This window comes from Paenibacillus sp. 01T431 (genome assembly GCF_056398625.1).
The window spans coordinates 320,051-344,991 of sequence record NZ_JBFTPT010000002.1; the positions used below are offsets into that span (position 1 = coordinate 320,051).

The window sequence follows — 24,941 nt, forward strand, 5'->3', positions numbered from 1 at the left end:
GAGGAACGGGGATGGACTATATCCGTGTGCGGGAGCTGCACAAATCGTTCGTGTACTATCGGAAAGCTGCGGGGCTTAAAAATTCGCTGAAAAATTTATTTGCTCGCAAGTCGCTGGTGAAGGAAGCGGTCAAATCTCTTTCTTTTGACATAGGCCCCGGTGAATGCGTCGGATTTCTCGGACCTAACGGGGCGGGTAAAACAACAACGCTCAAAATGCTGTCTGGCATTCTCTATCCGACAGGCGGAGAAGCCGATGTGTTTGGCTATGTGCCATGGGAGCGGAAGAATGAGTTCAAACGGCTTTTTTCCATTGTGATGGGGCAGAAAAATCAGCTTTGGTGGGATCTTCCAGCTAGCGAATCGATTTATTTGAACAAATGCATTTATGACGTCGAGGATGATCTCTACCACCGGAGTCTTGCTGAGCTATCGGAAATGCTAGATGTGCAGGATCTTCTGAACGTGCAGGTGCGCAGGCTGTCGCTGGGCGAAAGGATGAAAATGGAGCTGATCGCCGCGCTTATCCACCGCCCTAGGCTGCTTTATCTCGATGAACCGACGATCGGGCTTGATTTCCCCTCCCAGAAGAAGGTTAGAGCGTTTCTGAAATACTACAATGAGCAGTTTGGTGCGACAATTTTGCTTACAAGCCACTACATGAAGGATGTGGAGGACCTCTGCAAGCGGACGATCATTATTAATGAAGGAAGTCTTCTGTACGATGGGGATCTACACAAGATCAACGATCTGTTTGGCGAGCAGAAAATTATAAGGCTGCACTTCTCCGAACCTGTTGCCGAGCAGCGGCTGGCCAAATTCGGGAAAATTGTAAGCGTAGACGAATACAACGTTGTTTTAGAGCTGCCCAAGCATCGCTTGAAGGAAGTGTCGCGCGCCGTGCTCGATTCGTTTCCAATCATCGACTGGACGATAGAAGACGTACCGATCGAGGAGAGCATTTCCATGCTCTATCGCAAGGAAGCCGTAGGATGAACAGACGCAGATTGTACATGGCCGTTTTTAGGGTGGGCGTCCAGCATTCGATGGAATACCGATTTCACTTCTTTCTTGGTCTTCTTGGGGCTGCTTTTCCGATTCTCGTTCAATATTTTATTTGGACGGCGGTGTACGAACATTCCGGCAAGGCGGCGTTGTTCTCGTATTCGTATGGTCAAATTATTTTGTATACGGTCTTGGCAGGGCTGGTGTCCAAGCTGATTGCTACCCAGTTTGAGCACGAGATTGCCGGCGATATTAAGAATGGCGGCCTTAACAAATATTTGATTAAGCCAGTCAGCTACTTCGGGTACCGGCTGATGTCTTTTATCGGTCAAAAGGCGATTTATTACGTTATTACTGCACTTTTGCTTATTTGTATGATCTGGATTTCAGCCGCTAGGGAAGTACTGGATATTCAGGTCGTACGTATAATCTTGTTCGCTGTGACGCTGTGGGGTGCGCTTCTGCTCAACTTTTTGATCGCCTACTGCATTTGCGCCAGCGCGTTTTATTTGCATGAAATCTCATACTTTTTTGTGATTACAAGTTTGCTAGTCAATATTTTGAGCGGTGGCATGTTCCCTTTGGAAATTTTCGGGGAAAAGGTTGTAAAGGCGCTTCAATATACTCCTTTTCCGTATACCATTTATTTTCCGGTGAATGTTCTGAGCGGTAAAACAGGGACGATGGCTATGTATCAGGGGCTGTTTATTCAGGCTGGATGGATATTGCTCTTCTTGCTCATTTCCCGTCTGACGTGGCGCGTATCCATAAAGAAATATTCGGCGGTCGGGGGGTAGCAGACGTTCCATATGTTTAAAATTGCGAGAAAACACTTGCGCCTGTACGGTATGTTTATCAAAAATTGTCTCATTGCTCAGATGGAGTTTCGGGGCAATTTTGTGATGAGCCTACTTGTCGAATCTGTCTATCTGCTTGCCAAACTTTTGTATGTGCTCGTCGTGTTCCGCACTGATCTACATGTAGAAGGCATACCTCCTGAAGGGTTGCTTCTATTTATAGGCATGCATACCGTCGTTACGGGAATTTATGTCGGGTTGTTTTTTACAAATTTCATGAAAATTCCTGAGTATATTAAAGACGGCTCGCTTGATTTGATGATTACGAAGCCCGTTTCCCTGCAGTTCATGGCATCTTTGCGATACGTCGATCTGGCGCTGCCAATTCCCGATATTTTGGTCGGTTTCACTATGGTCGGAATCGGCTGGCATGCGATGGATATTCCGTTGTCGTTCCTTCAACTTGCAGGATTTGCTTTAATGCTGCTGGTCTCGGTTGTCATCACGTACTGCCTAATGATTATCCCAGCGCTGCTTTCATTCTGGTTCGTCCAGACGGGGGCTATGTCGGATATCGCCCATTCCGTCTGGGATGCCAACAATTTCCCTATGGCTATTTATCCTGCTTGGGTCCGCAGAATCGGGACCTTCGTTATTCCGCTGTTTCTTATTACTAATTTCGGACCTATGTTCCTGCTTGGACAGCTCAGCTGGTTATATGCAGGAATGGCGCTGATCGGTTCCCTTCTGCTCTTCGCAGCTGTACGGCTGCTTTGGAATCAGGCTGTAAAGGGATATAGCAGCGCGAGCAGTTAAGATGGTTTTGCGATCATAAGGAAATTACAAATATCAGCATCTATATCCCATGCCTAGAAAAGGAAGTGTCATTGCATGCCGGACATGGCGACAACGCAAGGCCGCACCTCGATAAATTGCGTTTTTCAGGAGCCAGATCGAATTGAGCTTATAGAGGAACAGGTGCCGAAGCCAGGACGAGGACAAATTTTATGTGCAGCCAAAAAATCACTAATAAGTACAGGAACGGAGCTGGCTTGTCTAAAGGGGCGTTTCGATGAAGGAACGGTCTGGTCATCTTGGGTTCGGTATCCATTCTATCCCGGTTACTCGATGGCGGCGCAAGTGCTGGAGACAGGCATTGGAGTGGAGGGAATAAAGCCCGGCGATCGGGTCATCTGCCCGGCTGGTCACCGGCAATATTTCCTCGCAGACTATAAGGAAGCGGCAATTATACCAGATTCAATCCGTGACGAAGAGGCGGTTTTTACACAGATCGCGAAGGTTGCTCTTCTAGGGATTCTGCGCGCAGAACCCGCCTTTGGTGAAAGAGTGGGAGTTGTTGGACTTGGTCTTATCGGCCAGCTTGTCATTCAGTATCTGAATTCCAGTGGTGCAAGGCAGATTATTGCGATTGCTCCGGAAAGCACCCGCCTGAACCAAGCCCTTAGAAGCGGTGCGACCGATCTGCTGAATCTTACGGTAGCCGAAGCATTCGGAGCGGTAGAACAACTTACTGATGGCAAAATGCTGGACACGATATATGATGTGACGGGTTCTTATGCGGTACTGCCCTACTGCACACAGCTGACACGGGACCTCGGAAAAGTCATTCTGCTAGGTGACTCGACAGAGCCTTCAAAACAGACGATCGGTCCCAAAGTCGTTTTCAATTCGGTCAGCATTTTAGGCATTCACGGCCGAATGATGGAAGGTTTTAAAGGCTGGACGGAGGAGGATATGAACATGTTCATATTCGAATCTATCCGTCGAGGGAAATTGGACGTCGCAAGTCTCATAACGGAAGAAGCAAGCCCGCTCGAAGCTGTATCGGTTTATTCCCGGCTCTCCGGGAGTAAGCCTGATTTGTTAGGCGTTTTATTCGATTGGACGCAATTGTAACGTCAGAGGAGGAAGACAGATGAGAGCTTGTAACCAGCTTACGATGAAAGAGAAAATTGGGCAGATGCTTATGGTAGGCTTCGAGGGACTTACGCCGGATGCGAATATTGGCGACCTCTTGCAAAACCATTTCATCGGGGGAGTCGTGTTCTTTTCCCGTAATTTGGACAACCCTGAGCAGGCATATGCTTTAACGAAGAAACTCCAACAAATGGCTGCGGGTGCAACAGGCATACCGCTATGGATCGGAACAGATCAGGAAGGTGGCATGGTCGTCCGGTTAAGACAGGGAATTTCACAGCTGCCAGCGGCAATGGCTTTGGGAGCGGCACGTGATCCTTTGCTGCTCTATGAAGCTGCAAAGGGAACGGCAAAGGAGCTGAAGTTGCTAGGCATCAATATGAATTTCGCGCCGGTGGTCGATATTAACGTCAATCCGCGAAATCCGATTATTGATGTCCGGGCATACGGCGACGAAGCTGAACTTGTCGCTGAGCTCGGAATCGCCGCAATGCTTGGTTTTCAGGATGGAGGCATCGTCTCTGTTATTAAGCATTTTCCTGGGCATGGCGACACAGAAGTAGATTCGCACGCAGAGCTGCCAGTCGTGAGGCATTCTCTTGAGCGACTGCGGTCTGTCGAGCTTGTACCGTTTCGGCGATGTGCGCGGGCAGGGGCTGAAGCCGTAATGACTGCCCATGTCGGGATTCCATTGCTAAGCAGCGGTTTGTCTGTTCCAGCCACACATTCTCATGAAGTATTGACGGGTCTGCTACGGGAAGAGCTGGATTTCAAGGGGCTTATCGTGACGGATTGCATGGAAATGAACGCTGTAACGCAAGGCATTGGCGTCGGAGAGGCAGTCGTAAGAGCCGTACTTGCTGGGGCAGATCTTCTTCTCGTCAGCCATACGTACGAAAGCCAGCTGGAGGCGGCAGCTGCACTGGAACATGCGGTAGCAGATGGGCGTCTGCCTGAAGATCGGATTGATGCTTCCGTGGAGCGCATTCTTCTCCTGAAGGAGCTCCGTATCGGAGAGCTGCGAGAGCGCAGCTGGGAAGAAACGCGGACCTATCTCGATCATTCGCAAACACTTCGGACGATTAAGCTGCTTCGCAAGAAAAGCATTACCTCGGTGAACCGTGAACCGAATTTTTGCCAGTTGTCTTCCGAAGTCGACACGCTTGTGCTTTGGCCGCAGATGGCGGCTGCTTGCAAGTCTGAGGATGAACCGATATACGATGATACCCTCGGCAGCTTTCTATATCCTTTAATGAAGGCAAAGTTCACGGAGCGATTGTATGGGACTAGTCCGAGTACGGATGAGATTGCGGACTTGGTCTCCGGAGCAGAAGGATATGGGCAGATCATCGTGGGAATATTCCATACGGCTTCTAATCACGGGCAGACCGTTTTGGTTCGTAAGCTTCTGGCAGGAGGGAACAAAGTCATTCCGATCTCCCTTCGCAACCCCGTTGATCTCGCGGCATTTCCAGAAGCTAAAGGTTTCCTAGCCTGTTATGAGCATCATCCGCTAACATTGCAGGCCCTTTCTAGCGTTTTACTAGGCAGGCTTAAGCCTGAAGGAACTTTACCGGTTACGATTCCCGAATACTCATTAGAAGGAGGCGAATCATATGAACGCGGTACAGCTTCCCGTGTTGAATCCGCCACTTAAAGGATTTTTACGATGGGCCTACACCCTTTCAATCACCAGCGTCCACGAAGAAACAATTCCTTGGTATTACAGCAACTTTATCCAGTTATCCTGCACCACAAAATTTCTGGAGGACGGCAGGCAATATTTTATCGATTTTTTTCGGGGCAAGCCAAACGAGCTGAATTTCAATAATCCGTTTCTTCTAACATGCTCTGTGAATTATACGATTCTAGATAATTTGGCATTGGATGACTGGCCGAAATTTTTCGCGGATCAGATCCGCAGCGGCTATTACTGCATTGTGTTTGTGGATGAAGCCAAGCTGTCACCGGCAGCTTCTTATCAGAAAGAGCCGTTCCCTCATCATCTTTTTCTGTACGGTTTTGACTGGGAGGAAAATATGTTCGATGCTTCCATGTTCGATCATACGGGGGTGTACCGTAATGTGAAGATCCCATTCCATGAGTTTCAGAATGCTGCAGGTTCTATGCGAAAGCTTTTGAAAGAGAAACTCACGTCTGATCATCATACGTATTTTTACAAATACGCACCGCATTCTGCTTATCCTTTTGATAAAACGGCCGCGATCGACCAACTGCTCGATTATGTTAATGGCGAGACTCATTTAAACCGAATTAATTACAATCCAGACGAGGAAGCTTTCGGAATCAAGGTATATGACTATCTGCAAATGTACTTTGATGCTGTAGAGCAAAACGATTCTAGGCTGGGTGACCGCAACGATGCGAGACATCTTCACGTTCTCTGGGAGCATAAAAAAATGATGAGCGAGCGAATCGGATATCTTGTAGAAGAGGGGGTAATCCCTTATGACGAAGAGCTTGTGGAAGGCTACAAGGATATAACAAGACGGGCGATGAAGCTAAGAGATCAATACATTCGCCATGTTATTCGCGAAGATAAGGAAGTATTTAAACGGTTGAAGCTCCGCTTTGACCAATTCCGAGAAGAAGAGCCTGTTCTTTTGCTTAAATTAATTAAACTTCTAGAAGAACCATCGAAATCGGATAAGATTTATGTAGAAAGTAGATAGCTGTCTAAAATGTTATAAGAGATGAGCTAGTAGGAGGGAGCTGCCGCGAGGACTGCTCCTCTTTGATGTTCATTGTAGTTAAAAGCTTCTAATGTATAATTAATGTTAGTTGACTAACAATAATTATGATAAAATGAGGAAAGAGCTGGAGATGATAGGTAAAGGGGGGCGAAAATGAACAGAGATCGATCAGTTGCGCTCGAACTTAGAACGCTAAGAAATATGCTGCATAGACAGGTTAGCGGGTTTATGAGTCAAAAATATGGCGATCAATTGACTGGCATGCATGGATGGGTGCTAAGGTACTTTGTTGAGAACCAGCACAAGGAGATTTTTCAACGCGATTTCGAGAGCCAGTTCACGATTCGGCGTTCGACCGCGAGTAAGATTTTGCAGTTGATGGAGAAAAATAATCTTATAACGAGAGAGTCTGTTCCTTATGATGCAAGACTAAAGAGGATTATTCTTACGCCAAAAGCTATTGAATACCATGAAGCCATAATTTTAAAATACGTTGAATTGGAGCGTGAAATTAAGAAAGGTCTATCGCAAGAGGAGATGGATACTTTTTTTAATGTGCTAGATAAAATCAAAAAGAATTTGGAGTAGTCGTCGAAGTTGTTAGAGCGGCTTTTATTATTGTAATATAGTTAGTAGGCTTACAGTTCTATGGCTAACAACATGGAGAAGGAGCGTTTGATAAATGCTTAAGATTTTGAAGTATTTCAATCCCAAAAATGTTTGGTTTATCGTCATCAGTACTGCATTTATCGTGTTCCAGGTATGGCTCGATCTCAAGCTTCCCGATTATTTGGCAGAAATCACAAAGCTGGTGCAGACGGAAGGCAGCTCCTTAAACGAGGTATGGGAGCCAGGCGCCTATATGATGCTGTGTGCCATTGGAAGCTTAATTGCGTCCTTCATCGTTGTTTATTTGGTTGCGAAGAGCGCTGCATCACTCGCTAAGAGGCTTAGAAGCCTGCTGTTCGACAAGGTTGAATCATTCTCCATGGCCGAGATGAATCAATTTTCAACAGCAAGCCTCATTACGCGTTCCACGAACGATATTACGCAAGTACAAACGATTGTGGCGATGGGGCTGCAGGTCATGATTAAAGCGCCTATTTTGGCAGGCTGGGCAATTGTGAAAATCTCAAGCAAGAGCTGGCAATGGACACTCTCGTCCGGTATTTCGGTTGCACTGCTTCTTCTCATGATCGCGATCGTTATTTTGTTCGCCATGCCGAAGTTCAGAATGATTCAAGGACTAACGGATCAACTGAACCGAGTAACGAGAGAAGGGCTTCAAGGTCTGCGAGTCATTCGTGCTTATAATGCTGGACCGAGCCAAGAAGCGAAGTTCGAGTACGCAAATCGGGAGTTAACCGATGCGAATCTATTCACGAGCCGATTAATGGCATTAATGATGCCGGTCATGAGTCTAATCATGAGCGGATTAAGCTTGGCGATTTATTGGATCGGTGCGTATCTGATTAATGGAGCGGATACAGCAGCTAGATTAGGCTTGTTTAGCGACATGGTCATTTTCTCGTCCTATGCCATGCAGATCGTCATGGCCTTTATGATGCTGTCGATGGTTTTCTTCATGCTGCCGCGGGCGTCGGTTGCTGCCAAGCGTGTCATGGAAGTATTAAATACAGAACCAAGCATCAAGGATGGCAGTTCGAAATCGACTAATGCTGCGAAAGCAGGAGAGATTGAATTCCGGAATGTCAGCTTCAAGTATGCGGATTCGGATGAATATGTACTTAGGGATATCAGCTTCGTTGCACGCAGGGGAGAGACGGTTGCGTTTATCGGCTCCACGGGTAGCGGCAAGAGTACAATGATGAACTTAATTCCAAGGTTTTACGATGTGACGGACGGCGAAGTGCTTGTTGCGGGAATGAATGTGAAGGATTACTCACTGAAAGATCTGCATAACAAGCTTGGTTATGTTCCTCAGAAAGCTGTATTGTTCAGCGGAACAGTAACGTCCAACGTTGCTTATGGTGATAATGGGCATGTGGCTGGCTCGGCGGACGATGTGAAGAAAGCGGTAGCGATCGCTAAGGGACAAGAGTTTGTCGAGAAGCTGGAAGGCGGGTATGAGGGCACTATCTCGCAAGGCGGCTCGAATTTGTCCGGCGGACAGAAGCAGCGGTTATCCATCGCTAGGGCTATCTACCGTAAGCCTGACATTTATATTTTTGACGACTCCTTCTCTGCACTTGATTACAAAACCGACCGCCAGCTGCGTTCCATGTTGAATCAAGAAACAGCTGGAGCTACCAACCTAATTGTGGGGCAGCGAATCGGAACGATTAAGGAAGCCGATCTCATACTCGTTCTAGACGAAGGCAAAATTGTAGGAAGAGGCACGCATCAAGAGCTGCTTCAAACCTGCGAGGTATATCGTCAGATCGCGAACTCTCAGTTATCGAAGGAGGAGCTTGAAATTGGCTAAACAACAGGTCGCTACCAAGCAAAACATCGATTTCAAAGGCACAATGGGCAAGCTCGTCGCCTATTGCAAGCCGTACATTCCTCTTATTGTCGTGGCTCTGCTGCTGTCCGTGGTAGGCACGATATTTACGATTGTCGGGCCAAGCAAGCTGAAGGATATGACGGATCATATTACCAAAGGGTTAATGGGCGAAATTGACATGGACGCAATTAGCAGCATTGGTATATTGCTTGCTGTTCTATATGGATTAAGCGTCATCTTCTCGTTCTTCCAAGGCTATATTATGGCTACGGTAACCCAGAAGGTATCGAAAAGCTTGCGTACGCGCATTTCCCAGAAGATCAATAAGCTTCCGCTCAAATATTTTGATTCCACGAGCAATGGAGACGTGCTGAGCCGCGTCACGAACGACATCGACACGATCGGGCAAACGATGAATCAAAGCGTCGGGATGCTGGTTACTTCCGTTACGATGCTGGTCGGCTCCTTGGTCATGATGTTCTATACAAACGTATGGATGACGTTGACGGCGATCATTTCGACGTTTCTAGGATTTGCCTTTATGACCGTGATGATCAAAAAATCACAAACGCATTTCGTTCACCAGCAGGCCAATCTTGGTGCAATGAATGGCCATGTCGAAGAAATATACTCAGGCTACGATGTGGTTAAGGTCTATAATGGAGAGCGGAAGGCGAAAGAAACTTTTAATCAAATAAACGATAAATTATATGAAAGCTCATGGAAGTCGCAGTTTCTATCCGGCTTGACGATGCCGCTCATGATGTTTGTCGGAAACTTCGGTTATGTGTCGGTCTGTATTGTCGGCGGAGCATTAGCGATGAATGGTCATATTTCGTTTGGTGTCATCGTCGCTTTCATGCTTTATGTTCGATTGTTCACGCAGCCCTTGGGGCAAATTGCACAAGCTGCTACTAGTCTGCAATCAACTGCAGCCGCAGCCGCGCGCGTTTTTGAATTTTTGGAAGAGAAAGAGCTTGAGGACGAGAACCATAAATCGAAGGTGCTTAAGGATGTTAAGGGGCAGGTCGAATTCCGGAACGTTTCCTTCGGATATGATCCGAATAAGCTTATCATTCACGATTTCTCAGCCCGTGCTTTGCCTGGTCAGAAGATCGCCATCGTCGGGCCGACGGGTGCAGGGAAGACGACGATCGTCAATTTGCTGATGCGATTCTATGAGCTGAATGGCGGGGAAATCGCTATCGATGGCGTTCCAATCCATGAGCTTCCTCGGGAAAATGTTCATGAACAATTCTGTATGGTGCTTCAGGATACATGGCTGTTCGAGGGAACGATCAAAGAAAATATTGTCTTCAACAAGCAAGGGGTTACCGATGCTGATGTGAAGGCCGTCTGCAAGGCTGTCGGTATTGATCATTTTATCCGAACCTTAACGAATGGCTACGACACGGTATTGAACGAGCAAGTGAACCTTTCCGCAGGTCAGAAACAGCTCATCACGATTGCAAGAGCGCTCATTGCGAACGCCCCGCTGCTCATCCTCGACGAGGCAACAAGCTCTGTCGATACGAGAACAGAGCTTCTCATTCAGGAAGCGATGGACCGGTTGATGGCAGGACGAACTTCTTTTGTTATCGCGCACAGGTTGTCTACGATCAAGAATGCCGATATTATTCTCGTCATGAAGGACGGCGATATTATCGAAAGCGGCAATCATTACGAGCTTCTTGCGGCAAACGGCTTCTATGCTGAATTGTACAATAGCCAGTTTGAGACTGCGGAAGCGGCTTTGTAAAGGGGCATGTACTCCAAAAAAACTAAAAATCGTGGAATAGTCGTCAATCCATAGTGTAGAACTTAGAGAGGCGCTGGGGAAAGTACGATGAATTAATTCCGCGGAAATAGAAAACCCGATCGAATGAGATCGGGTTTTTTTGTATTTCCTACTCGCTTTTTTTCCATCACAGCTAAACTCGAAAGGACGCTTAATTACAATTTTTGTGAATAAAAATAAAATTTCTTAATAGTTAAGGAGGTTTAATTTTACAATGCACTGTTATAGTTCTCATTGACTAACCATTTTACTAAGGGAGAAGGAAACGTAATGAGAGCAAAAGTATTACGCAAGACAATAGTAATTGCATCCATTATAACGCTGCTAGGAGGGGGACTACATAGCGGTTTTGGTCAAAAAAACCATGTCTTTGCAGTAGATGAAGCATCGCCAAATGTTATCGTTGAAGATTTTGAAGATGGAATCTCAGATGTGAAATTTAATCCTAAACGCATGTATGATGCTACGCTGCACTTGGAGAACAACAAGAAGCATGTAAGAAATGGACAATATTCAGCTAGAATTGATTACGATATGATTGGCATCGTAGATAACCCTTCTCAAATTGAAGTCGGGTATAAAACAGGGAATATTCCAGTAACAGGCTACCCTACTAAAGTAGGGATGTGGGTTTATGGGAACAATGAAGGACATTTGCTAACGACAAAATTTAGAGATAAAGGCGGATCTTCATTCCAAGCAGAATTTTATGATGTAAATCAAATGGGTGTAGACTGGTCTGGTTGGAAATATATTGAGGCGGATGTGCCGCAGGGAAAACCAGGTCCGATCGTCCTTGAATTGTTTTTCCAATTGAAACAATCGAATATGAGCAAGAAAAATAAAGGCTCGATTTGGGTAGATGATATTACCTTTATCTATAAGGAACTTGATGAGGATAAAGAAGTTCCAACCATTAAACCTATAGCCCCTGTCCCAAATGAAGTATTAAACGCTCCGCTTGATGCATTGAAGGTTGAACTGGACGATAACGGATCAGGCTTGGATTTGAATACATTATCTGTTCTTTTGGATGGTACGAATATAACGGATAAAGTGGACTATTCTGAAAATACAAAGGTATTAACCTATCCAGGAAAATATGTGGATGGCGGTTATCATGAGCTTGTGATTGAAGTGAAGGATAAGGTTGGTAACCCGTCAGGGAAAACATTCGTCTTCACAGTGAATGCAGGAGAACGATTGTTCATGACTGCTAACAAAGAAGCAATAAGCAACGAAATCTACTCTGTACAAGTAGGTATCAAAGATTATTTGAATGCAGAACAGGCAGAATTTGCACTAAATTATGATAAGGGTATTCTTCAAGTTGAAAGCATTACTCAGGCGACTGGTGTTGCCCTAACCTCAGAAATTGATAATGAGCACGGGATGGTTAAAGTAGCACTTAATAACGTAGCAGCAGCCCATAATTCCGTTACGGTTAATTTTAGAGTGAGCTCTCATGCCGCGCTGGAGCGTGGTGAAGCTTACAAGACCATAACCATGAGCAATACAAATCTTACAGCTGGCGAAGTTCAGACTAGCTCACCACTCGCTGCTCCTATTCACTATACCATCGCATTTCCATATCAGCTGGAAATGACGGGAGTTGGTTTAGGCACGCCTTCTACATTTACAGTATTAGACCATGTGGGCAAGCCGTATGAAGGTGCGGACATTGTTTTCATTGGATTATTAAAGCAAAGCTCAGTAGTTACCGTTAACACCGTAACGTCTAATGTATATGAGGATGACGATACGTCTTCTGAGGTATTAATGGTTGCAAAAGCTGGTGAACGTTACTATGCTTCTGCAAAAGCTGAAGATGGATTATTCGAAATTATTTTCGCAGATGGTCAAACAACAGGTTATATCTCTGAATCGGATGTTAGCAGTCAGTTATTGAACAACAGCCTTGGTAAAACAGATGCTAAAGGACAATTAACGACAGACCTAACTACATTGGCACTTGGAACCTATCAGGTTCAAGCGGTCAACGGTGATAAGAACAGTAAAGTTGTCAATTATGAAGTCGTGGAGCAATACGGTACAGATGCACCTCAATATGTTCAAACCTATGTGGCAGAAGATATGTCTTCTGAGCTGAGCGCTGCTTGGCAAACAAAGCCAGACCAAACCATTACTTATCTTGAATACATTGAAGCTAGTGAATGGGGAACAGGAGAAAGGCCTGATATCAAACAGGTAAAACAACATCAAGCTGAGAGTGAGCTTCAAGTGCTTAGTATGAAGGAAAATGGAACGAAGGGTGAAATCCGGTTTCATAATGCTCTGATTGAAGGTTTGAAAGCAAATACCGCCTATAAATATCGTGTAGGTTATGAGGGCAATTGGTCGGCGTGGTATGAATATTCGACAGTTGATCAGAATAAATCAACACCGACCTCATTCTTGTTTATTACAGATTCTCATACGAATCAATCACAAGGCATACAAGCCTATCAAGAACTAATGACTAACGCTTTGAAACAACATCCATCCACACAGTTTATTATGCATGGTGGAGATATGGTTGATGTAGGCGGCGCATTTGAAGAATGGCAGAAATTCTGGCAAGCATCTGCGGTCTACGCAACAAAAATTCCAACTGCTCTAACATTGGGCAATCATGATGTGAAGAGTGAAGGGAAAGAAGTATTCACCAAAGGGGCGAATTTCCCAACGAACGGTCCAGAATCTCAGCTTCAATATGCTTACTCTTATGAGGTTGATGATACTCATTTTGTCGTATTGAACTCAGAGGGTACAGAGGAACAAATGATAGATCAAGCAGCTTGGCTCGAAGAAGATTTAAATAAAAATGATAAAAAATGGACTATCGTTATGTTCCATCGTCCTGCTTACCATACAGAAAATGGTCGAGAAACTCTTGTTGAGTATACACAAACGTATTTTGCACCTATTTTAGAAGAGAAAAAAGTTGATTTGGTTCTAGTAGGTCATGATCATGTGTATGCGCGTACCTATCCAATGCAAGATGGTAAGCCCAATAAGGATACAAATGAAGGTACCGTTTATCTTGATGGTGGTGCATCGGGCTGGAAATTTTATGATGGTACGCAATATAATTATTTGAAACATATCTTTGATGAGGACGTGCCAGTATATTCCGCTATTGAAATTACTGAGGACGGGATTCATGTGGAAGCACGTACAAGTGCGGGTAATAAGATCGATGAGTTTACTGTCGTGAAAACAACGGGAGTTGAGCCAACGCCAACACCGACGCCTACACCAACGCCAACACCAACGCCAACACCAACACCAACGCCAACACCAACGCCAACACCGACGCCAACACCGACTTCAACATCAGCACCAATATCGACGCCAACATCAACACCAACATCAACACCAACATCAACACCAACATCAACACCAACATCAACACCAACATCAACACCAAAAGCAACGCCGGCGCCAACATCGACACCAACGATTACGAAACCAGTTTTCAACGACAAGATCGATGTGGATGTAGTTAAGGCTATCGTGGAAAAAGAGAAATCTGCTCCTGCTTTAAAATTTACGGACGTCCCAGCATCTTCGTGGAGTGCTTTAGTAGTGGAGCGTGCTGCTAAGATGGGGATTGTAAAAGGCTATAGTGATGGTTCTTACCATCCGAATGAAAATGTAACTCGCGCCGAGTTCGCCACGATGCTTGCAAAAGCTTTTGGTTTAACGAATTCAAACGGTGCTTCCTTCTCTGATACCAAGGGGCATTGGGCCTCAGAAGCGATTGCAGCATTACAGGCTAATGGGATAATTACAGGTTATAGCGATGGTTCTTTCCATCCTAATCAAAAAATTTCCCGTGCTGAAATCGTTGCAATGCTAGCTCGGTTGACGAACTATGTTCCTAGCACAACCAATCCGTTCTCGGATGTAGTCACGAACTGGGCTTCTGAACCAATTAATGCTTTTGCTAATGCAGGTATCGTAAGCGGTAAAGGCAGCGGATTGTTCAAACCAAATGAATCTGCTTCCCGTGCCGAGTCAGTTGCGATGATTATTCGCTTGTTGGATAAATTGCTTGAACAATAAGTAAAGATAAAATAATTGTAGTGTTGCATAACCAAGGCTCGCCATCAGCATGTAAAACCCCGACCGTAAGAGGTCGGGGTTTTTGCTTGTAGGAATGTAATGTATCTTGATTGCTCCGCAATATAATCTCTTCAAACTTCTTTATTCAGCACTTTCATGATTGTTCTGAACGTTTTTCTGAATGATTTTGTTTCGATCTATTTCCTATCCATAATATAACTAATGAGGTTATTGCAAAAAATACGGATAACCCCAGCAGTATGACGAAAAAAGATTGATCAAAAGCTAAGCGCCCAGCCGCTTTCAACGCTTCGGATGCCTGAACAGGCAACCCATCGGCAACCAACAGCGCTTCGTCCAGGCTGTCTTTTACATTGGCAGGAACCTGAAGTCCCTCGGGGATATTCATTGCGAGCGTATACACTAGACCAGAAATGCTTCCGATGATTGCAATCCCGGATGCCCCGCCGACTTCATAGGCCACTTCCTCAATTGAAGCCGCCATCCCCGCTTTTTCAGGCGGTGCATAACTCATGATCGAGTGAGAAGCTGCCGTCATTCCTGCTCCCAAGCCTGCTCCGAGGAGTGCTAGTCCGATCATTTGTCCAGCAATGCCGGAATCGAATTGAAAGACATAAATCATCGTTCCCAAAGCGGCAGTCAGAAGTGCGAGGCCTTTGATATATATCACATTATAGCGATGCAATATCTTACCGATCAGCGGACCTGCAATCAGAGCCGCCGCCGGTACGCTTAGCGTGATCAGACCCGCTTGCAGCGGACTCATTTCTACCACTAGTTGAAGTCGCTGAGTCACAATATACTGAACTCCGAGCTGTCCAAATAGACCGACTAAAGCTGTAATACAACCTGTCATAAAGGGAGATATTTTAAAGAGCGACAGGTCGAGCATCGGGTTTGGGCTTTTGAGCTGACGACGAATAAAGATAATCATTGCAACGATTCCGATAACGGCGGCAATAGCAGCAAGCATGGGAGACCCTTCGCGCTTTGCAAATTCTTTAATAGCAAAAACAATCGCCACCATGGAAATCATGATCTGAATGGAGCCGGTAAGATCCCACTTCGTATTCTTATTGCCTTCATGCTTCGGAACATATACCAGCGTCAAAACAAATGCTAAGATCGCGATTGGAACATTGATCAAAAAGGCGGCACCCCACCAAAAATGCTCCAAAAGCAGTCCGCCTACAAGGGGACCAATTCCTGCCCCTCCAGAAGCAATGGAACCCCAAATGCCGATCGCAAGTCCGAGCTCACGCGGGTCGGTAAATGTGACTCTGATGATGGATAATGTAGCAGGCATCATCATGGATGCCCCAACAGCAAGGAGTATCCGTCCTACTACCAACACAGACGGAGTTGGAGCAAAAGCCGCTAGGAGAGAAGTTGTCGTAAATACGAGCAATCCAAGGGCGAATATTTTTTTATGGCCGTAACGATCTCCTAGCGCCCCCATCGCCGGGAGCAGACCTGCCATAACAAGCGAATAACCGTTCAGAATCCATAATTTTTCCGATGCCGAAGCACCTAGATCGTAAGTTAAGCTTGGCATAGCTGTATAAAGAATCGTCGCATCCATTACAATGAGCAAAAGAGCGCTTGATACGACTGCCAGTACGATCCAACGATTGAAACGATACATCTTTCTTTTCCCTCCACGTCAAACTAATCTAACAACCTTCTGAATTAACTCTAAACTACAGGGTTACCCTATTGTCAAAGCCAATTTCATTAGGTAAAATTTAGCGGTAGTCCATGTATCGGTTTATGGGATTTTCAGACTCGGAGGAATACACAATGTCGGATATTAACGGTCGCTACCTCACGATCAGCAAACTGGCCAGCATAAGCGGGGTTACAAAGCATACCCTTCTTCACTATGACGAGATCGGGCTCTTAAAGCCTGAATTTATTCATGTAAATGGATATCGCTATTATTCTCATCGCCAATCCTATATTTTGGATATTATTAATGTGCTTAAGAAGGCTGGGAGCTCTCTTCAGGAAATCAAAGGTTTTATCCAGAACCGGAACGCTTCCAATCTCATTGAGCTGTTTAATCAAAAGCATCATGAATTGGAAGCAGAGCTGCTTCGAATTAAACGGATGCAAAATATTTTGCAAAATGCCATTCAAATGACGAAGACATCGATGGAGACGTTGCGGGACAATCCTTCTATAGAAGAATGTGAAATGGAGTATTTAATTGCGACGCCGCTCGAACAAGGGGACGAAGAGGAATTTGCTGTTAAGTTAAGTGAACATCGCAATTATTGTGAAAAACTTTTTATCAATCACGAATTTCCAATCTGGGCACTTATAAGCAAAGCAAGTTATGAATCCAGCACCTTTTCTTGGAGCCATGTAGGAAATAGGATTAAAGCGCCGATTTTGGGAGACAGAATGCTTATCAAGCCCAAGGGTTTTTATGTTGTTATGGACCATCAAGGCTCTTACGAGAGTATTTCAGAGGCTTGCTCCATTATTAAAAAATACATTGAGCGCAAAGGGTTGAAAGTATGCGGGAATGTGTACGTAATGGATTTGCTCAACTACTTCTCAGAGATGGATTCGGATAGTTATGTTGTTCGGGTCTCCGTTGAGGTTACTGATTAGAACATGCTTGCGAATTATGCGCCTAATGACTTCAGGATGATATATAGTAGAAAAATAAGCAACAATCTTTGAAGGATAGTATTTGATCTTGTCGAACTGCTTAAAATAAGGAGGGCGGCTTAATGCGGATCGATGATTTTATTGGACATGTAGTCGTTGTAGAGTTAGACTCAACAGTTACCTATGAGGGTGTTCTTCTTGATGTTAAAGATCCTGAATTCACAGATTATGTAAAAGTGATTAATGCACAAAGTACGGATTGGTTGCCGAGGCAAGAAATTTATAAAATTGTTCCGGTTTATCCCAAACGCTTTATATCTGAGGAATGAAATTAGAATGCAAATAATAAGCCATTTTAGCAATGTTAACGAGGCTAAGATGGCTTTTTTATATCCAGATTCATTAAAGTTTGAATTCATTTTTAACAATCTAGCGAGAAGGCCTAATTGGTTTGCTCGCTATTTTTGTATAGAGGATATGATATTGTTTACTTATTGATTTCAAGGTGCTGTGCTATTATTCAAAATCAACGTAAAGAGATCATTTGATGATTGCACAAATATATTCTTCTGGACGACTTCCGTTTTTTTGACTGTAAACTGTAACTTTAGTTCGTCTGATTCGTGATTAGGGCAGGGGGGAGAAAATGAAGGGAAACCATCTGGATGATATTTACCAGCTTTATGTGCAGGATGTCTATCGCTACTTGCGCTCCCTCTGCTACGACCATCATACGGCAGAAGATTTGATGCAGGAGACCTTTTACCGGGCATATCTTTATTTGGAAAATTGTCAAGACGAGAAGATCAAGCCATGGTTATTCCGGGTTGCCTATAATGCTTATGTGGATTACAAGCGCAAGGAGAGCCGCACAACACTGCAGACCCCTGATTATTTTCAGCGTCTTGCAGATCACCATACCCCGGAGGATGAACTGTTGCGTCAGGAGCGTTGGAACGAAATCGGGCGGTCTGTATCCGGATTGCCGGAAAATATGCAGCAGGCGATGCTGCTCATTGATTTTAACCAGCTTACGTATCAGGAGGCTGCAGACATTATGGATATCCGATTATCACATGTGAAGATTTTGCTGTTTCGAGCACGGCAAGCGTTACGGGGACAGGGTAGAAAGGGGGAGGGATCAGAATGAGTGAGGATTTCAAACGGAAGTTACAGGATTATGCTGAAGGCAAGCTCACTGATGAAGAGCGTGAGGAAGTAGAGCGTGAAATGGAGAAGATGGAGGTTTATCAAGCTTATTTGGAGGAAGTTGTCACACAGTCAGACCAGAAGCATTCCCGTGAGGGGGAGGATAGACAGACGACGCGTAATCGCATACCTCCATTGAAAGAAGCCGTTATTATCCGACGTGGCAAATGGAAGGCTCGGGTGATGAATGTCTTTACGGTACTATCAGTCCTACTAGTGCTGACTGTGATTAGTATGATTATTACTGGTGTATTTTACGGGAGCGGCACGCCGGACCGGATGAAGGCTTACCGGGATGTTGTGGAGTCAGCGGTCGCTGTTTCCCATCCCAATCTGAAGGTCAATATGAATGGAACAGGCAATGCTTTTTTTACAATGGATTTTACAGGGAAGCTGAATAAGAGAGTTGGTGACGAAGAAATTGGTGTAGCAGATTTTTCGATGCGGTTTCTGTTGAATCTAGCCTCGGCTCCGCAGATTACTTGGCAGGGAAACATGATAGGGGGCAATAGTATTTTCTATCATCCCGATTATAAACCAGCAAATCAAAGCGAACAGCAGGAGACTAACCGCCGGGAAGAGGAGCGCTTTAACCATAATGAGTGGGTGAAGCTCGAGAAGCTCCCAGAGGGGACTGTGGCAGAAGCTTATCTATCATTGGACCGGTTATTCTCGACAGATGAGCTATTAAAGCAATTCGAGCATAAGAACATGGAGCCAGTCTGGTTCGCGGTGGATACCGGTCTTGATCCGAAGCAAGTTGATAGCGGCGGAGCCATTACAAATCCAGTGGGTTTTCCTTATTTTCCAATCTGGCAATCTGATGATATGACGGTGGACTTTTACTCAGAAGAAAAGACAGGATGGTTCGGAAAAGTGGTGTCCAGTGGAGGATCTTATCCATCACTCGAATCCTATGGAGACGGGGAAAAGAGGAATGGCTACTTCAAGAAAACCTTATACATGCTACAGAAAAATAAAGGTATTTCAACCAAAGTAGCTCCTTTTCTACAGTTAGACCACACAATCAAGTATGTGGAAAAAAATGGTGTAAGGCTATATGGAGCTGTTATTACCGGTCCGGTCAAAGAGCTGCTAAAGCTGCGTGAGGAGCCGTGGGTCAGAGATATAAGGGTTGGTGAAGTACAGCTATGGAACTGGCAATCGCGCGAGTAGGGTAGAAGATGTTAAAAAAACAAGAAAGGAGAAGAACAATGAACATCATCCAGTATCGTGAAGAGGATCACTACGGGCTTATTCAGACAGGACGATCTAGGCTGGTCGGCTCACTTGAATATGAAGCCATAGGAATCTAACAAAAAGATTGAAGGCTCTGCCGGGAGTAATTACCTGTGGCAGAGCCTTTATGTATTATAAGCTTAGTTGACAGCTGTTAACGTTGTCTCATTGGCATAAAGAAGAGCGGCAAGCATTGGCTGAAGCTGGGCAAATCAAGACCGAAATCCTTTGGATGAACGAGGTGGCCGCTGGTTCAGCGGACGGGCAAATGAGGCTGTTCTGACTAACATTCGCTGAATATTGAATCAATTCTTCTTCTTTTTGAAAAAACCAAATAACACTGCAAAAATAATGACAACGATTAAGAAACCACTCAATGATATCACCCCTTTTTGGAATTATAGCACGATCTGCACGATGGATAGGAGTGAATAAAAGCCAGGATTGAATATTGAATGACTAGGAGGAAGGTTGTGAAACGCGACGGAACAATCGCTCATGGTGTAACAACTATTGCCTCTCCTCGAGACCTCCAAAACAAAAAGAAACCTCACGTTTTTAAAAAACGTGAGGTCCTCTACAATATGGAGAGGATTGCGGCAAAGGGCTGCAATCCTCAAGTTTATATTTCAAAAAGGCTCACGAATGTAACTTAACCTTTGAAAATAAAGAGAAGATAATAGGGATTTTGCGTCTCGATTACAAAATGAAAGARATACCGTCAACTCTCTTAGTCTTCTCTTAACAAAGCGAAGCTTAATATTTTCTCAATAGCGCCGGAAGCACGAAAGCATTGATCGTCTCATGCAAATGCTCGCTTGTGACAGCTTCCGAGTGCTTGACCACATAGATACTCGCACTTTCTAGCATACCGAGTAAGCAGGCAGCTGCGAGCTCGAAGTTCAGTTTGTTTAATTCCCCGTCATTATGCCCCTGGCGGAGGACTTCAGATAAGAAGACGATATAATTCTGCTTAATTACACCGATCCGCTCCAGTATATCTGGCTCAATTCCGTTCGTAATCTCGTTAGAGATGATATGAATAAGCTCACCGTATTGTAAAAACAACTCGATATGCTTGCTAACGATTTTCCGGATTTGCTTATCAGCGGTTTCGTCTTCCTGCAGCACGTCCTCGATTTTCTCCATCAGCATTTGAAGTCCGTCCGTCACGATTCTCTCGAACAGCTCCCCTTTGCCCGAGAAATGATAGTAAAGCGTGCCCTTAGCTACGTTGGCTTCTTTGGCGATATCGTCCATGCTCGTCTTGTGATAACCGAATTCGGAAAAAAGTTTGATTGCGGCATCGATAATTTTATTTCTGCTCACCTTACTATCGGTCCCTTCCTAGGTATTGATTTTCCCTAGAGTATACCATATGTCGGGGAATTAACCGATTCTCAGCGTCCTTCTTCCTCCACCTGAATGCTGCAAGCAAAGATAACCCGCTGACGATCCTTCTAAGCCAGACCATTCATATCCACTCTCAGCGGAGGTTAGCATCCAGTCTGCGGACTGCATGGCTTTGATATCCGGAAAATAGATTCTCGTCGGTACGTCGACGCCGGCATCCTCATCCCACTCCATCTCGAAACGGTTGTGATTACGATCATAGGAGTAGCTCAAGATTTTCCCGGCGACGGCTGCAGGAAAGCCGCGGCACACTCCGTTAAAGGAGCTGAACTGATCCATTTCGGGGTACAAATAACACCAGTAAATATCACCGCATAACAATCGTTCAAAGTTTTTCTGAACGTCAAGACACGCTTGTTCCGCCAGATGGGATTCGCCGTAAGCTCCCCATTCCCCGATGACCATCGGCATGTTCAGCCTGTTCTGGGTTTGTGCGTGATTGTCGAAAATAAAGTCTATACGACGGCTATTAGCAACGTGCACGTAATCGGAATCTGTAACCAAATCGTAGCCATGCGGCGCATACGCCTGCTGATCATCTGGTTGGCCGTTTGGCCCGACGACTGGTTGGATCGAACTGGTCACTCCCAGATTAGAAAAGTAATTCGTTTCAAGAAACAGAATTCGGTCAGGATCGGCTTCGCGAATGGCTTGGCCCGTCTTCTGGAAAAAGGGAGAGAGCACATCCCGTTCGAAAACGACCTGCGCGGGTGCTGTCGCATGCATGACTTGGCGGTAAACATCGATGGAATCCAGCAAACTTAGTGCCTGCAGCTTCTTCTCGGGATCGAGCCATACGCTCAGTAGCTCTTCCATGTTAGGAGGGAGCTGTCCCGTTAGTTTTGCTGCTTGTTCACCGTATGCAGCAAACATGCCTTGAACCATTTCCCCGACTTTGGAGCCGATGAAGGGTTCGTTCATCATATCGTATCCGATGAGATTAGGCTCGTCGCGAAGCCTTTCGACGACGAAACGCCAAGAAGATACGTAGTGGTCCTGTAAGCCGACGCCATCGGAAGCTGGGGTGTTGTTCCAGAAGTGGTCGAATGCGGTTTGAACCGCCCGGTCGAACAGATAGGCATCGCTCCAGAGATCGGTTCGGGCATACTTATGGCTGTCGGTCAATGTAGCCCATGCAGGGGCGCCGTCCGCGTATAGCGAGCTATACAAATCTTGGTGCATATCGAGAATGACGTACAGGCCGTATTGATCGGCGAGCTGTATCATCTCCCTGACGTTATCTACGTATTGGCCATTGAATTGTCCAGGCGACGGTTCGATTCCGTCCCAAATAATTCCCAGCCGGATGACGTTGAATCCCCATTGCTTTAATTTTAGAAAATCCGTCTGTGTCCAATCATCGATATATCCTTTTTCTTTTTCCTTACAAACCATGCTTATGCCGTGAAGAATGACTTGGCGTCCTTGAGCATCAATGAAACGAGAGCCTTTTGTTGTCATGCTTTTCATATGAATTCCTCCCTTATTAAGAATTGTACTGACTAGTCAGTTTAATCTTAAAGGGTGGATACCGGGAATGTCAATCTGAAATTCAAAGAGAGGTTATTAGCTAGGCTTGGCTTGGCGTTAATCGGCCGATTGAAGTTCTACTGATGAGAACGGCTCCTCGTTAGCCGGAATGATCGTATAGCAGTCATTGTCTAGATCAATCTCGACGATTGTACCGTCTGCGTACGTGCTGCGTTGTTTGCGCCAATTACTTCCTTCAATAAATTCGTGACTCATCATCTCAAGAACCCCTACAAGCTGATGAAGCCGAGCTAGCGTCCGAACGATCGGAATCTCTTTGTCTGAAGGTTGGATCGACAGATAAGGGACGCCGGCATTCAACAAACCATGAAGTGATCCGAGATCGGTCTCTGGGATTCCCCAGTCTCCTCTATTCAAAGACCAAGGCACAATGATCGCATCATGATAGACAAGGGAAAATAAAGGGGTTGAAACGCCGATGCTTTTACCGCCTCCAGGGTCCGGATCAAGCGCATAGGGAGCATGATGGACGAGATCCAGCGCAGGCATTGCCCAATCTGCGGGCTCCTCCGAGCTGACCAGCATCCCTCTAGAGCGGATTTCCTCAAAACAGGAGGCACGGTAAGCCAAGCATTCTGTTCTGGTCATCCGATGCCCCGGATCATAGCATTCATCCCCAGGCACTACGGCGAAGACATCGATGTAAACGCCATCCGGGTGGATACCGTTTTCTTGCAGCAGATCGTGATTGCGCTCAACATAGCCTTTGGACAAACTTGTACAAAGCCAGCTGTGGGCGCCTCCTGCCCAGTAGTCGGAAAATTCCTGCTTTCCTTTCCTATCCTTAATCGTCAGATTAGGGTCGTAGGAAGCGGCATCGTGATAGAAGTCGCGGTAATTGTCGTGCAGCGCAAGTAGAATCTGTTCCGCTCGGCAAACCTCTTGAAGCTTACGGAATCCTTCCCATCCACCACCTTTAGGGGTTGGCGGGAGGACGTCAGGATGAAGATTGTCGTAGCCATTAAGCCCCCACCCATCCACGTGAACATAGAGCTTGCCGGCATATTTTTCTTTGAGCGCTGTGAGCTGTCGAGCCCGCTCTTCGAAGGATACGGCATAGTCGTTCAGCTCGGGATTTTCCTTATCGAAATAATAAGAGTTTGGTGCAATGCGAGTATGCACGCTCGTGTGTACGATGGCAGAGCCGATTAAAGCAGATAGTTGCGGATTCTGCACTTGCTTCTCTGTCAATGTGTGTAATTTTCCTAGGCTGCGTACATATTGGYGATACATCTTAGCCATAACGACATAGCTCATATCTTTCGCGAAGCGGATGCGCAGTCTCCGCGCAGCGCTGAAGCGCTCAAGCGAATGAAGCCATACGACTTCTGCATGCGTGTGCACAAGTGGAATATGCTCGATGGACAATCGGGCGTCTGCCGGCGTATCGATGATGGATAGATAGCCACTCCCATCTTTAACCTGCCCCCACCACGGCATATAGGCATCCCTACTGAACATCATTCCTTGATGATATCTACGGATAGGCTGCGGCCAATTTCCCGGAATTAAGTAGCCTTGCATGGCCGGCACGACCGTATAATCACTCTCGCGAGCACTGGCGTAATGGAAAGTACCGGGCCAGACGACTTCGCATACGTCTTTACCTTCGCTAACTTCAAGCACTTCAAACACGAGTTCGCCGTGATGTGTGTTCATCAGAACGGTAACAACCGTTTGAATCCCGCTGGCAATCCCGTCCTCGGAAGAATGATTAAGCTGAATGCGGACGCCTTGGAAGTAGCCCGACACGATCGGTGTGAAGCTTTTGTTCTCAGCCTGACTAAGAGGGATTTGAACTCGACCAGTATCCTCGAATCCTAATGCCATACTCGCGGCTTCGGGAACGGTTTCCCACGTGGTGTCTCCCGTATCCACGCGCACAATTAGACTTCTCTTGTCTAGTGAAACCTTCATGCCGTTGTTTTCCATCATGAATAACTGCTCCGTATTTTGGATGGTCATATCACTGTTCCTTTCTAAAATAGATGGTGATGTCCCTTAATCTATCACTTAAAGGGGGAATCAACTATATCGCTTTATTAAGATCATTACGAAAAAATGGTGCTATAGGGTTGTTCGGTTAAAAATTTGAAAGGAATA

Annotated in this window: 20 protein-coding genes; 16 read left to right on the top strand and 4 right to left on the bottom strand. The window is 45.6% G+C overall.

Annotation, left to right across the window (positions count from 1 at the left end):
• Positions 1-11 precede the first annotated feature (11 nt).
• From AC1DM9_RS04035 to AC1DM9_RS04080, 10 genes are all read left to right on the top strand, one after another.
• Positions 12-995, top strand: a complete 984-nt coding sequence (locus AC1DM9_RS04035) for an ABC transporter ATP-binding protein (protein ID WP_477550134.1) — start codon at positions 12-14, stop codon at positions 993-995.
• A complete protein-coding gene (locus tag AC1DM9_RS04040; protein ID WP_477550135.1) occupies positions 992-1,801 on the top strand; it encodes an ABC transporter permease in 810 nt (269 codons plus the stop codon). The genes AC1DM9_RS04035 and AC1DM9_RS04040 overlap by 4 nt, the downstream gene beginning before the upstream one ends.
• A gap of 12 nt (positions 1,802-1,813) precedes the next feature.
• On the top strand, positions 1,814-2,617 hold the full coding sequence (locus AC1DM9_RS04045) for an ABC transporter permease (RefSeq protein ID WP_477550136.1): 804 nt from the start codon (positions 1,814-1,816) through the stop codon (positions 2,615-2,617).
• Positions 2,618-2,692: 75 nt separating this feature from the next.
• Positions 2,693-3,718, top strand: coding sequence for a zinc-dependent alcohol dehydrogenase (locus AC1DM9_RS04050; protein WP_477578658.1), 1,026 nt, complete (start codon positions 2,693-2,695; stop codon positions 3,716-3,718).
• 19 nt (positions 3,719-3,737) lie between these two features.
• The gene (locus AC1DM9_RS04055) at positions 3,738-5,396 is read left to right on the top strand and encodes a glycoside hydrolase family 3 protein (protein ID WP_477578660.1); all 1,659 of its coding nucleotides are present in this window, start codon (positions 3,738-3,740) and stop codon (positions 5,394-5,396) included.
• Positions 5,356-6,432: a hypothetical protein gene (locus AC1DM9_RS04060; RefSeq protein WP_477578661.1), complete on the top strand. Its 1,077-nt coding sequence runs from the start codon at positions 5,356-5,358 to the stop codon at positions 6,430-6,432. The genes AC1DM9_RS04055 and AC1DM9_RS04060 overlap by 41 nt, the downstream gene beginning before the upstream one ends.
• 174 nt (positions 6,433-6,606) lie before the next feature.
• Positions 6,607-7,041: a MarR family winged helix-turn-helix transcriptional regulator gene (locus tag AC1DM9_RS04065; RefSeq protein ID WP_339204315.1), complete on the top strand. Its 435-nt coding sequence runs from the start codon at positions 6,607-6,609 to the stop codon at positions 7,039-7,041.
• 94 nt (positions 7,042-7,135) lie between these two features.
• Positions 7,136-8,899, top strand: a complete 1,764-nt coding sequence (locus AC1DM9_RS04070) for an ABC transporter ATP-binding protein (RefSeq protein WP_441910326.1) — start codon at positions 7,136-7,138, stop codon at positions 8,897-8,899.
• A gap of 43 nt (positions 8,900-8,942) precedes the next feature.
• Positions 8,943-10,679 (top strand): ABC transporter ATP-binding protein, encoded by a 1,737-nt coding sequence (locus AC1DM9_RS04075; protein ID WP_083681904.1) that lies wholly within the window; start codon positions 8,943-8,945, stop codon positions 10,677-10,679.
• A 309-nt stretch (positions 10,680-10,988) separates the two neighbouring features.
• Positions 10,989-14,786, top strand: coding sequence for an S-layer homology domain-containing protein (locus AC1DM9_RS04080; RefSeq protein WP_477578663.1), 3,798 nt, complete (start codon positions 10,989-10,991; stop codon positions 14,784-14,786).
• A gap of 154 nt (positions 14,787-14,940) precedes the next feature.
• On the opposite strand, the gene AC1DM9_RS04085 is transcribed toward AC1DM9_RS04080, so the two are convergent.
• A complete protein-coding gene (locus tag AC1DM9_RS04085; RefSeq protein ID WP_477578665.1) occupies positions 14,941-16,452 on the bottom strand; it encodes an MFS transporter in 1,512 nt (503 codons plus the stop codon).
• A 155-nt stretch (positions 16,453-16,607) separates the two neighbouring features.
• Here AC1DM9_RS04085 and AC1DM9_RS04090 point away from each other — a divergent pair, with 155 nt between their 5' ends.
• The 6 genes from AC1DM9_RS04090 (at position 16,608) to AC1DM9_RS04115 (ending at position 20,530) form a co-directional block, all read left to right on the top strand.
• On the top strand, positions 16,608-17,426 hold the full coding sequence (locus AC1DM9_RS04090; protein WP_477578667.1) for a MerR family transcriptional regulator: 819 nt from the start codon (positions 16,608-16,610) through the stop codon (positions 17,424-17,426).
• A gap of 122 nt (positions 17,427-17,548) precedes the next feature.
• Entirely contained in the window at positions 17,549-17,755 is a 207-nt protein-coding gene (locus tag AC1DM9_RS04095) for a hypothetical protein (protein ID WP_076267682.1), read from the top strand.
• Between the two features lie 317 nt (positions 17,756-18,072).
• On the top strand, positions 18,073-18,576 hold the full coding sequence (locus tag AC1DM9_RS04100) for a sigma-70 family RNA polymerase sigma factor (RefSeq protein WP_477578669.1): 504 nt from the start codon (positions 18,073-18,075) through the stop codon (positions 18,574-18,576).
• The gene (locus AC1DM9_RS04105) at positions 18,573-19,811 is read left to right on the top strand and encodes an anti-sigma factor (protein ID WP_477578671.1); all 1,239 of its coding nucleotides are present in this window, start codon (positions 18,573-18,575) and stop codon (positions 19,809-19,811) included. Before AC1DM9_RS04100 ends, AC1DM9_RS04105 begins: the two co-directional genes overlap by 4 nt.
• A 223-nt stretch (positions 19,812-20,034) precedes the next feature.
• On the top strand, positions 20,035-20,157 hold the full coding sequence (locus tag AC1DM9_RS04110) for a hypothetical protein (protein ID WP_477578672.1): 123 nt from the start codon (positions 20,035-20,037) through the stop codon (positions 20,155-20,157).
• Between the two features lie 190 nt (positions 20,158-20,347).
• Positions 20,348-20,530: a hypothetical protein gene (locus AC1DM9_RS04115; protein ID WP_477578674.1), complete on the top strand. Its 183-nt coding sequence runs from the start codon at positions 20,348-20,350 to the stop codon at positions 20,528-20,530.
• A gap of 100 nt (positions 20,531-20,630) precedes the next feature.
• Here the strand turns inward: AC1DM9_RS04115 and AC1DM9_RS04120 are convergent, their stop codons facing one another.
• The 3 genes from AC1DM9_RS04120 to AC1DM9_RS04130 all read right to left on the bottom strand — a co-directional run bounded on the left by AC1DM9_RS04120 (position 20,631) and on the right by AC1DM9_RS04130 (position 24,803).
• Positions 20,631-21,203, bottom strand: a complete 573-nt coding sequence (locus AC1DM9_RS04120) for a TetR/AcrR family transcriptional regulator (RefSeq protein ID WP_339204308.1) — start codon at positions 21,201-21,203, stop codon at positions 20,631-20,633.
• A 60-nt stretch (positions 21,204-21,263) separates the two neighbouring features.
• The gene (locus AC1DM9_RS04125) at positions 21,264-22,757 is read right to left on the bottom strand and encodes a cellulase family glycosylhydrolase (protein ID WP_477578677.1); all 1,494 of its coding nucleotides are present in this window, start codon (positions 22,755-22,757) and stop codon (positions 21,264-21,266) included.
• A gap of 117 nt (positions 22,758-22,874) precedes the next feature.
• Entirely contained in the window at positions 22,875-24,803 is a 1,929-nt protein-coding gene (locus AC1DM9_RS04130) for a DUF6259 domain-containing protein (protein ID WP_477578679.1), read from the bottom strand.
• Between the last annotated feature and the right edge of the window lie 138 nt (positions 24,804-24,941).